The sequence below is a fragment of the Hydrogenimonas sp. genome, from assembly GCF_029933015.1.
Lineage (GTDB): Bacteria > Campylobacterota > Campylobacteria > Campylobacterales > Hydrogenimonadaceae > Hydrogenimonas.
The window spans coordinates 1-9,685 of sequence record NZ_JAOZOZ010000060.1 but is presented as its reverse complement, the minus strand read 5'-3'; the positions used below and the strand labels follow the sequence as shown (position 1 = coordinate 9,685).

10 protein-coding genes are annotated in these 9,685 nt (G+C 56.7%); 4 read left to right on the top strand and 6 right to left on the bottom strand.

What is annotated here, in order from left to right:
• Nucleotides 1-92 precede the first annotated feature (92 nt).
• Entirely contained in the window at nucleotides 93-1,283 is a 1,191-nt protein-coding gene (locus Q1K23_RS05550) for an amidohydrolase (protein WP_300363124.1), read from the top strand.
• Nucleotides 1,284-1,285: 2 nt separating this feature from the next.
• The gene (locus tag Q1K23_RS05545) at nucleotides 1,286-2,731 is read left to right on the top strand and encodes a GNAT family N-acetyltransferase (protein WP_300363122.1); all 1,446 of its coding nucleotides are present in this window, start codon (nucleotides 1,286-1,288) and stop codon (nucleotides 2,729-2,731) included.
• A 37-nt stretch (nucleotides 2,732-2,768) separates the two neighbouring features.
• On the opposite strand, the gene Q1K23_RS05540 is transcribed toward Q1K23_RS05545, so the two are convergent.
• From Q1K23_RS05540 to Q1K23_RS05515, 6 genes are read right to left on the bottom strand one after another with little or no spacing between them, the layout of a single operon-like run.
• Entirely contained in the window at nucleotides 2,769-3,185 is a 417-nt protein-coding gene (locus Q1K23_RS05540; protein ID WP_300363121.1) for a DUF255 domain-containing protein, read from the bottom strand.
• 55 nt (nucleotides 3,186-3,240) lie between these two features.
• Entirely contained in the window at nucleotides 3,241-4,344 is a 1,104-nt protein-coding gene (gene dapE / locus Q1K23_RS05535; protein ID WP_300363119.1) for a succinyl-diaminopimelate desuccinylase, read from the bottom strand.
• A gap of 9 nt (nucleotides 4,345-4,353) precedes the next feature.
• On the bottom strand, nucleotides 4,354-4,707 hold the full coding sequence (locus Q1K23_RS05530; RefSeq protein ID WP_300363117.1) for a hypothetical protein: 354 nt from the start codon (nucleotides 4,705-4,707) through the stop codon (nucleotides 4,354-4,356).
• Entirely contained in the window at nucleotides 4,704-5,096 is a 393-nt protein-coding gene (locus Q1K23_RS05525; protein WP_300363115.1) for a biopolymer transporter ExbD, read from the bottom strand. The genes Q1K23_RS05530 and Q1K23_RS05525 overlap by 4 nt, the downstream gene beginning before the upstream one ends.
• Nucleotides 5,093-5,620, bottom strand: coding sequence for a MotA/TolQ/ExbB proton channel family protein (locus Q1K23_RS05520; RefSeq protein ID WP_300363113.1), 528 nt, complete (start codon nucleotides 5,618-5,620; stop codon nucleotides 5,093-5,095). Before Q1K23_RS05520 ends, Q1K23_RS05525 begins: the two co-directional genes overlap by 4 nt.
• Nucleotides 5,621-5,628: 8 nt before the next feature.
• A complete protein-coding gene (locus tag Q1K23_RS05515) occupies nucleotides 5,629-6,360 on the bottom strand; it encodes an energy transducer TonB (RefSeq protein ID WP_300363111.1) in 732 nt (243 codons plus the stop codon).
• Between the two features lie 177 nt (nucleotides 6,361-6,537).
• Here Q1K23_RS05515 and Q1K23_RS05510 point away from each other — a divergent pair, with 177 nt between their 5' ends.
• Both Q1K23_RS05510 and Q1K23_RS05505 read left to right on the top strand, forming a co-directional pair.
• Entirely contained in the window at nucleotides 6,538-8,457 is a 1,920-nt protein-coding gene (locus Q1K23_RS05510; protein WP_300363110.1) for a bifunctional diguanylate cyclase/phosphodiesterase, read from the top strand.
• 41 nt (nucleotides 8,458-8,498) lie between these two features.
• On the top strand, nucleotides 8,499-9,685 hold a 1,187-nt coding region (locus Q1K23_RS05505; protein WP_300363108.1), incomplete at its 3' end, for an NnrS family protein.

Genomic DNA, 9,685 nt, shown 5'->3' with positions numbered 1-9,685 from the left:
ATCTCCACGGATCCACGGCACATAACGGAAATATAAGTTGGACTGTTTTATGATGGATTCATAGGAACGAATCATCGTTGAAAGGAGCGGCCATGGACCTGAAGAAGATGATCGAAAAAGAGGTCGACACCCTCTTCGAAAGAATCGTGCAGATCCGGCACGAGATCCACCAGAACCCCGAGCTTTCGGGAGAGGAGGAGGAGACCAATCTGCTGATACGCTCCATTCTGGAAGCGGAGGGGATCCCGTTCAAAACCTTCGAAACCCACTACGGCCTGGTGGCCGACATCGTCAAAGACCCCGCCCTTCCCACCGTCGCGATCCGGGGTGATATGGACGCCCTGCCGATGCCCGAAAACAGCTCCAAACCCTACGCCTCGAAAAAGGAGGGGATCATGCACGCCTGCGGGCACGACGCCCATACGGCCACGGCCCTGGGCTGCGCCCTGGTGCTCAACCGCGTCAAAGAGAAGCTGCCGGGCAACGTGCGCATCATCTTCCAGCCCGCCGAGGAGGTGCTCCACGGCGGCAGCAACCAGATGATCGAAGACGGCGCGCTGGAGGGGGTCTCGGCCATCTTCGGGCTGCACGTCTACCCCTATCTGCGAACGGGACAGATCGGCTACAAATACGGGGTGATGATGGCCTCGGCCGACTCCTTCAGCTTCGACATCTACGGCAAGACGGCCCACGGCGCCCGCCCCCACGAGGGGATCGACGCGGTCCTGGTGACGGCGATGGTCATCAACTCCCTCAACCACATCGTCAGCCGCCGCATCGACCCGCTGCACCCCGCCGTCATCTCGATGGGCAAGATCGAAGGGGGCAACGCGCCCAACATCATCTGCGACTTCGTCACCGTGGCAGGCACGGTCCGCACCGTCAACGAGTCGGTCCGCAAGAAGATCCCCGAAATGATGGAGGCGACGATCAAGGGGATCTGCGACGCGATGGACGCCAAATACCACTTCGACTACAAATTCGGCCCGCCGGAGCTGACCAACAACGACCACATGGTCGACATCGTCAAGAAGGCCGCCGAAGAGGTGGTGGGCAAAGAGGGGCTGATCGATCTGGTCGATCCGGTCATGGGAGGCGAGGACTTCTCCCGCTATCTGCAGATCGTGCCGGGCGCCTTCTTCCGCCTGGGCGTCTGCAACGAGGAGAAAGGGACCTGCGTGCCCCAGCACAACACCCGCTTCGACGTCGACGACGACTCCCTGGCGATCGGCATGAAGATCCTCTGCCTGAGCGCCGTCGAAGCGCTGAAGGAGATGACGTAGCGATGCAGAAAAACATCACCCTCAGTATCCCCAACAGCGTCAAATACCTGCCGATCGCCGTCGACGTGATCCGCCACGCCGCACAGATCGCCGAGATCGATTCCCGCGATATCGTCGACATCGTGGCGGCGAGCCGGGAGCTGCTCTTCAACGCCATCCAGCACGCCTATCCCAAAAATCTGGGCGGCATGATCGACGTGGATATCATGTTTCACCCCCACGGCATCCAGATCAGCGTCCACGACATGGGGCTTCCTTTCGATTTCGACAGCTACATGGCTTCCGAACGGACCGGCGGCCTCAAACGGATCGTCGACTACGTGGACGAGCTGCGCTTCTCCAACCTGGGCAGAAAGGGAAAATCCTTCACGATCTTCAAGTCGCACCCGATGGATTTCGAGGATGTCACCTTCCAGCCCTACTCCGACCTGGAGGACGAGTCGCCCGCCTCGCTGAAACCCGCGTCGATCCAGATACGCGACTACGAGTGCGGCGACGAGGAGGCGATCAGCCGGCTGATCTACAACAACTACACCTACAGCTACTACAAGTCGCTCTTCTACTACCCCCGCAGGATCCGCGAACTCAACGAAAGCGGCGAGATCGCCTCGGTCGTGGCGGAGACGCGGGAGGGGAAGATCGTGGGCCACTTCGCCCTCGTCAAAATCGAGGGGGCCAACATCGCCGAGATCGGCGTGGCGGTGGTCCATCCCGACTACAAGGGCAAAGGGATCATGAACGCGATGCTGGACCGCATCCAGCAGCGGGCGAAAGAGCTGAAACTCGACGCGATCTTCGGAGAGGCGCTGATGCTCCACCCCTTCAGCCAGCGGGCCAACCTTCGCCACGGTTTCGGCGAGAGCGCCCTGCTGCTGGGGCTGGTCCCCAACACGGTCTCCCTGACCGACCCCAACGCCGTGCGCACCGAAAAGCGCGCCGCCGTCCTGATCGGCTACAAGATCCTAAACGGCGTGACCTCACGAAAGATCTTCATGCCCACCGACTACCGCAGGCTCGTGGAGATCATCTACGCCAACAACCGGCTGACCATCGAAAAGGCACAAATGCCCGAACCCAAAAAAGCGAACCGCATCACCTACGAACTGAGCCAGTACACCCAGAGCGGCACCCTGGTCATCGACTGGGTCTCGGAGGATTTCGCCCACACGATCCGCCACTATCTGCACATCCTCTACAGGAAACATGTGGAGATGATCTTCGCCGACGTCAATCTGATGCAGTGCGGTTGTGTCGACGAGGTGGTCCGTGTCTTGAAAGAGGAGGGGTTCGCCTTCAGCGGCGTGCTCTTCTATCGAAGAGGAGAGGACGACTACCTGAGGCTGCAGATGCCAAACAGCGACAACGTGGAGACGAAACAGATCGTCTGTCACACCGACTTCTGCAGCCGTCTGCTGCAGGGCATCAGCGAGGAGCTGGAGGCTTTCTAGAACCCATCTCGAAGATCCCCCATAGGCGGGATGGGTTCTAACGCTCTTTTTCCAAAGCTTCGAAAGCCTTCCACGCCTCTTTGAGATCGTAGAGGAACTCGTTGGGCTCCTGGTAGCCGCGCCAGGGTTTGGTCAGAAACTTCTCGTCGGGGGAGAGGAAAAAGGTGGTCGGCACGTAGGCAGACCTGATGAAATCTGGAAAGTTCCCTTCGCCGCGGTAGACGATGACCGGAACGAAGTGCTCGTTGACGTATTCGACCACTTTCGGATTGTTCAGCGTACGGCTCTCCAGGCGACGACACCAGCGGCAGGTGTGGGAGACCAGGATGACCATCATCGGTTTCCCCTCTTTCACCGCCTCCTCTTTCGCCTGCCGGTAGGAGGGCTGCCAGAGGATCTCCGCCATCAGCATCCCCGTCATGAGTCCGAAAAGCACGACCATTCTCATCAGCATACAACGTCCTTCTTTTTTTTCTATGTTAACACGCTGTCGTGAAACTTTCGTGGATTCAGAAGGACCTAATCACTTCGTCGAAGATCCGTTTCAGCCCTCTCACCTCCTCGGCGGTGGTCCGCTCGTTGGGGGCGTGGATCGTGTCGTTGCGTACGCCGAACTCCACCACGTCCACCCCGAACTCCCCGAAGAAGCGGGCGTCGCTGGTGCCGCCGGCGGTGGAGTATTTCGTCTGCACGCCGGTGATCTTTTCGATCGCTTTCGTGATCGCTTCGACGATTTTGGAGTCTTTGTCGGTCATGAAGGGTTTGGCCGACTGGGTGATCGTCAGCATGTAGTTCATGTCCTTGAAGTAGCGGTCGACGAAGGCTTCGATATCCTCTTTCGTGGTTTTGGTGTTGTTGCGGACATTGAACATCATCTTCAGTTTTCCTGGGGTGACGTTGGTCACCTCCATGCCGGCCCGGATGTCGGTGATGACGAATTTGCTGGGGGCGAAAAACTCGTCCCCCTCGTCCAGGTCGACCCCGGCGATGTGGGGCAGCACCTGGGCGACTTTGTGGATCGGGTTGACCGCTTTTTCCGGGTAGGCGGCGTGGCCCTGTTTGCCGATCTTCTCGATGATTCCATTGATGGAGCCCCGACGTCCGATCTTGATGGCGTCGCCGAAAACCTTCTCGCAGGTGGGCTCGGCTACCACGGCGTAGTCGGGAAGAAAATCGCGCTCTTTGAGCCATCTGAGCACCTCGACGGTGCCGTGTCTGGCCTCACCCTCCTCGTCGGAGGTGAGCAGCAGCGAGAGGGTCCCGTCGAAGTGTTCGGCTTCCCGGCACGCCTGCACGAAGGCGGCCACGCCGCTCTTCATATCCTGCGCGCCCCGGGCGTAGATGTATCCCCCCTCCGCTTTCGGCACGAAGGGGTCGCTCTCCCATCCGTCGCCGGGCGGCACCACGTCGATATGGCCCGCGAAGCACAGATGCGGACCGTCGCCGAACCTTTTGTGGAGAAAGAGGTTCTTGACGTTGACGCGGTTGACCCATTCGGCTTCGAAACCGTCCAGATAGTCACGGATGAAGGTGAGCGCCCCGTCGTCGTCGGGCGTCACCGACCGAAACGACAGAAGCTTGATAAAAAGTTCGATGGTGTCGAGTCTGTGCACGGTCTATCCTCAGTCGTAGGGGTTTTCGTAAAAGATGTAGGGGGTGAAGTTGCTGATCTCGAAATAGAGCTTTTGGGAAGGCTCGTCCTTGTCGTGTTTGTAGTTGAAGTTTTTGTCGAGATAGCCGTAGCCGTAGCGGTACTGCCGCGGCTGGCCGTCTCCGGTGCCCCGGGCCGTGGTGAGCTTGTCGATCTTGATGAAGCGCATCACCAGATTGCCCCCTTCGTAGATGTCGAGCACCCCGTTGGTACCCGTCCAGTTCTGTACGGCGCGGCCCAGCTGGTTCTGCGTCTCCTGGGTACATCCCCCCAGGCCCAGAAGCACAGCCAATGTCATGATGGTCGTGATGATGGTTCTTTTCATTTTGTTCCTCCCTCTTTTTCCACCAGCGCGATGTTGCTCAGGTGGTGTTTTTTCAGCATGTCGAAGAGCTTGATGATACGGCCGTACTCGACCTTTTCGTCGATCCGGACGACGACGGGCAGTTGCTTGTCACCGATCTTCGCCAGGGCGTCGTCCAGCGCGTCGAGCGTGATGGGTCGGCCGTTGTAGGCGAGCGTATCGCTGCCCATCTCGATGATCGCCTCCTTCTTCTCCACCATCTTTCCGCCCTCTTTCCCTTCCGGAAGGTTCAGAAGCAGCGCCAGCTCCTCCTTTTTGAAGACGGAGGTGACCAGAAAGAAGATCAGAAGCAAAAAGACGACATCCACCAGCGGCGTCATGTCCAGGGTCAAAGACTCCCGTCGTCTCAAGATCTCTCTCCATAGAAGCGCAGCAGCAGCTCCGCCTCGATGTTGGCTTCGATCGAATCGAGATAGGCGATCAGATAGTTGTAGCCGATCGTGTGGACGATCGCCACGATGAGACCTCCCACCGTCGTCACCAGCGCCATCGAGATACCCTTGGCGAAGACGGAGGGGTCGCCCATGCCGATCTTCGCGATCGCCTCGAAGGCCATCAAAACACCGACGACGGTTCCCAGCAATCCGAAAAGTGTCGCCGTCGTCGCGATGATCTTGATGGTGGGCATGCCGCTTTCGAGCCTCTTGAGGCGGCTCTGGAGCAGCTCTTTGATGATCAGCAGGAGCGTATCCCTGTCGTTGGATCCGAGTTCGCCGAAATCGGCTACGATCTCGTCGGCGTGAAGCTTCTTGTTGCGGTTGTAGCGCCAGAACTGGATCCATTTGGTCACCATCACGGCGATGCCGATGGTGTTCATGGCCACCAGTATCTCCATGATGATCCCGCCCGATTCGATGTAGTGCATCAGATTCATTCGCTGTCCTATTTGATTCGATAGTCGATGGGCACCGTGATCTTGAGCGCATCGACATGCAGTTCGGCCGGAAGCGGATCGAACTTTCCGATCTTCTCGATGGTCCGTACCGCCGCTTTGTTCAGTTTTTTGTACCGGCAGGGCGAAACCACTTTCACACGATCGACCGATCCGTCCTTTCGAATCACAAATTGTACCTCAACCCGGCCCGTTTGTCGAAGTTTTTTCGCCATTCTGGGATAATATTTGCGCCGCTCGATCCTCTCTCTGACCTTTTGCAGATAGAGGGCCCGGATGCGGTCGATCTTCTCGGTATCCTGCGGCGGGGGCGCCATCTTCTTTTCAACCGGTTTCGGCACGATCTTTTTTTCGGTTTTTTCCACCGGCACGACCGGTTTTTTCGGAACCTCCACAACCTTTTCGACCGGTTTGGGTTTGGGTTTGGGCTTTGGCTTCGGTTTGACGATCTTTTTCGGTTTCGGTTTCGGCTTGGGTTTGGGCTTCGGCTTAGGCTTAGGTTCTATCTTCTTCGGCGGTTTCGGCACGGGTTTGGCCACCTCTTTGACCACCGGCTTGGGTTTGGCCTGGGAGATGTGTACATGTACCACCCGCTCTTTGGCACGCTGTTTCGAAGGGGGCGTCTCCAGATGGACATAGAGCAGAATCAACGCTTCGGCGATCACCACGGTGATGAGAATGGAAAAGAAGAGATACCGCCCCACATATTTTTCGTCGAACACGTCCACCTGCCGCATATAAGTTGCATCGATTATATTCAAAAGATGTTGGATTAAACGTTAATTCTTTTGTTCTCGAATTAAAGATTACGCGGATTGGGACGATTATTATCACGACATATTATAAATTATAAAAACCTTCCTATCGGAAAACGGGGCGAAAGAGAGGACGACACTTCGATGACCAGAAACATGACCATCCGCTTTCTCGGTGTATTCATCGTCTTTTTCATCGCCGGTATCTTTCTCATCCTCTCCCTCAAAGAGGCGATGGAGCTGCAGGATGTCAGAAGGAATTTCGACACAAATGTCCTGATCCCCACCGACGATCTCGCCTCGACACTCCATAAAACTTTCGCCCTCAAAACTTTCGCGGCATCCCCGGAGGAAGGGGAGAAATCGTCAGTACACGAAACTCTCGCACTACTGGATAGAGTCTGCAGCTACAACGAAAACGTCCTGAAAATCTACAGGATCGAACGGGCCTGCGAAAGGCTGCGACAGAAGTTCGAAGCGCTGCCGAACATGCCCGCCACACTCGATCCCGAGCGACTCGGGAAAGAGTACGAAGCGCTGCATCGAAAGATCGTCGATTTGAGAAAAGTCTATATCGAATCTTTCGAAAACTACATCGACGAGCGAAAAAAGACCCTTCAGGCCACCTTCTATGTCTCTTTTTTCCTGGCGGCTACGACACTGACCATGCTCTTTCTGCTTCTTCTTGAAGTCAACTCACTGAACCGGAAACTGAAACTCTACCTCGAGGAGCGGGAAGATTTCCAGAAGAAACTGGCCGAGGCGAACGAGGAGCTGGCCCGCTATTCGGAAGAGCTGGAGACGGAGGTCAAGAAACGGACCGAGGAGGCGCTGGAGCATCTGAAGAAAAATCCTCTGACGAAACTGCCCAACCGCCTCAGTTTCGTCGAAAAGATCAGCACTTCCGAAACCGCGTCGGTCGCCATCTTCAACATCGACCGCTTCCAGTCCTACAACGACCTCTTCGGCTCGGACGTCGGAGACAAGATCATCAAAGACTACGCCGCCTATCTGAGACAGATCATCCCCTACATCTACGAAATCTACCATCTGCAGGGAGACGAGTTCGCCATCGTGGAACAGAACGAAAAATCCTCGGGAACTTTCCTCTCGATGATCACGCAGGCGTCGAAATTCGCAAGGGAGTTCCATTTCAACGACACCAACGGCGAATTTATCCTGCAGATCTCCATCGGTGTGGCGATCGATCAGAAACAGCCGCTGGTCAAGGCCGACATGGCCCTCAAACACGCCAAACACTCCAACGAAAGCATGGTCCTCTACTCCGACGACCTCATCAAACCCCACCGCTATCTCGAAAACATCATGATGACGAAGGAGCTCACCAGCGCTCTGAAGGAGCGGCGCATCGTCCCCTGGTTCCAGGCGATCGCAGACACACGGACCAGGGAGGTGGTCAAATACGAGGTGCTCGCCAGACTCGTCGGAAAAGATGGCAAAATCTACTCTCCCTACCAGTTCATCCCTCTGGCCAAACAGATCCGCCTCTACTCCGAAATCACGAAGATCATCTTCACGAAGGCGATGGATACCGTCGAGCGTCACGGGCTTCATCTGAGCATCAACCTCTCCGCCGACGACATCCACCACAGACCCACCCGGGATTTCATCATCGACCGGCTCGCCATGTCGAGCTACAGCGACCACGTCACCTTCGAGCTGCTCGAATCGGAAGAGACCGAAAACTACGAAGAGATCGCCGCTTTCATCGAACGCATCAAACGTTTCGGCGTCAAAATAGCCATCGACGATTTCGGCTCGGGCTACTCCAACTTCGCCAGAATCCTCAAGCTCAAAGTCGACAACCTCAAGATCGACGGCTCCTTCATCAAGAACATCGACAAAAATCCCGACTCCAGAGAGTTCGTGGAGATCATCCACAACCTGGCGAAAAACTACAATATCGAAACCGTGGCGGAGTTCGTCTCCGACGAATCGATCTACGACACCGTCCGTGCCATCGGAATCACCAATATCCAGGGCTACTATCTCCACCAGCCCCAGCCGTTGGAAGAGATCCTCAAACAAAGAGAGATCGCCTGACAATCTGATACAATATGCACTTCAAAACAGGAGTGCCGCACATGCGATCAGACAGTCTCAAATCCCCGAAGTTCGATTACTTTCTCTCCCAGCCCCATCAGCCCTTTTTTCTGATGGGAATCGTCTGGGCCGTGGTTTCCATGCTTCCGTTCATGCTGGGCTACAAGGGAATCGTTCCCCTGAAAATCGACGCTTCCCTCTTTCACGGATACGCGATGCTCTTCATCGTCTTCAGCCACTTTTTCCACGGATTCTTGCTGACGACGTTTCCGCGCTTTTGCATGACACAGCCGGTACCGCGGAGCATCTACACCCGGCTCTTTCTGCTTTACGAGGCGGGAGGACTGCTCTTCGTGGCCGGAGCCCTGCTCTTTCCACCTCTGGCGGTAGTGGGAGCACTGACCCTCTTTGCGGGCAATCTCTTTGCCGTCAGCAACTTCCGCCTCATCTATCTCGCCGGCGGATCTCCCGAAAAGAGCGATCCGATGTGGCTGTTGACGGCCCACGCTCTGGGCCTCCTCTCCCATCTGATCTTCGTCGTCGGCATCACCTACGCCATTTTCGGGGTCCGTTTCGGCTGGCAGCCCTTCGCCATGGGGATCGGTTTCTATCTCTACCTGATCTTTCTGACCTTCGTCGTCGCCCAGCGGATGATTCCCTTCTTCAGCCACGTGGCGATAAGCAAACCCGAGCGTTTCGTCCCTGTCGTCCTCGCACTCCTGACCGTCAAAACCCTCTGTTTCGCGATGGAGTGGATCTGGCCGGAAATCGCCGTCACCCTCGTGCTGGCGCTCTATCTGCTGCGGGAATTTCTAAGCTGGAAACTCCCCGTCTTCACCTCTCCGGCCATCCTGTGGGTCCTGCACCTGGGACTCTTCTGGCTTCCGGCCGGTCTGCTGATCGACGCCGTTACCCGCCTGGCGGAGATCTGGCTGCAGACCTCTTTCCTCTTCGCGGGTATGCACCTGGTCGCCCTGGGATTCGTCACGACGATCCTCATCGGCTTCGGCACCAGGGTCACCCTGGGCCACTCGGGACAGGTGCCCCACGCCGACAGAGTTTCGGTAGCCCTCTTCTGGCTCACCGAAGCGGTGGTACTGGTGAGATTCTTCTATTCGCTCGGGATGGGTTTCGGCCTCGATCTGGGATGGCTTTTCGATGCCGCCGCGACGTTGTGGATGGTGCTTTTCATCATATGGGGATGGAAGTTCGGACCGACGCTGCTGTT

Excerpts from the sequence above, each read along its gene's own strand:
- Q1K23_RS05545 (WP_300363122.1), top strand. The coding sequence starts at position 1,286 with ATGCAGAAAAACATCACCCTCAGTATCCCCAACAGCGTCAAATACCTG.
- Q1K23_RS05550 (WP_300363124.1), top strand. The coding sequence starts at position 93 with ATGGACCTGAAGAAGATGATCGAAAAAGAGGTCGACACCCTCTTCGAA.
- Q1K23_RS05520 (WP_300363113.1), bottom strand. The coding sequence starts at position 5,620 with ATGAATCTGATGCACTACATCGAATCGGGCGGGATCATCATGGAGATA.
- Q1K23_RS05530 (WP_300363117.1), bottom strand. The coding sequence starts at position 4,707 with ATGAAAAGAACCATCATCACGACCATCATGACATTGGCTGTGCTTCTG.
- Q1K23_RS05510 (WP_300363110.1), top strand. The coding sequence starts at position 6,538 with ATGACCAGAAACATGACCATCCGCTTTCTCGGTGTATTCATCGTCTTT.
- Q1K23_RS05540 (WP_300363121.1), bottom strand. The coding sequence starts at position 3,185 with ATGCTGATGAGAATGGTCGTGCTTTTCGGACTCATGACGGGGATGCTG.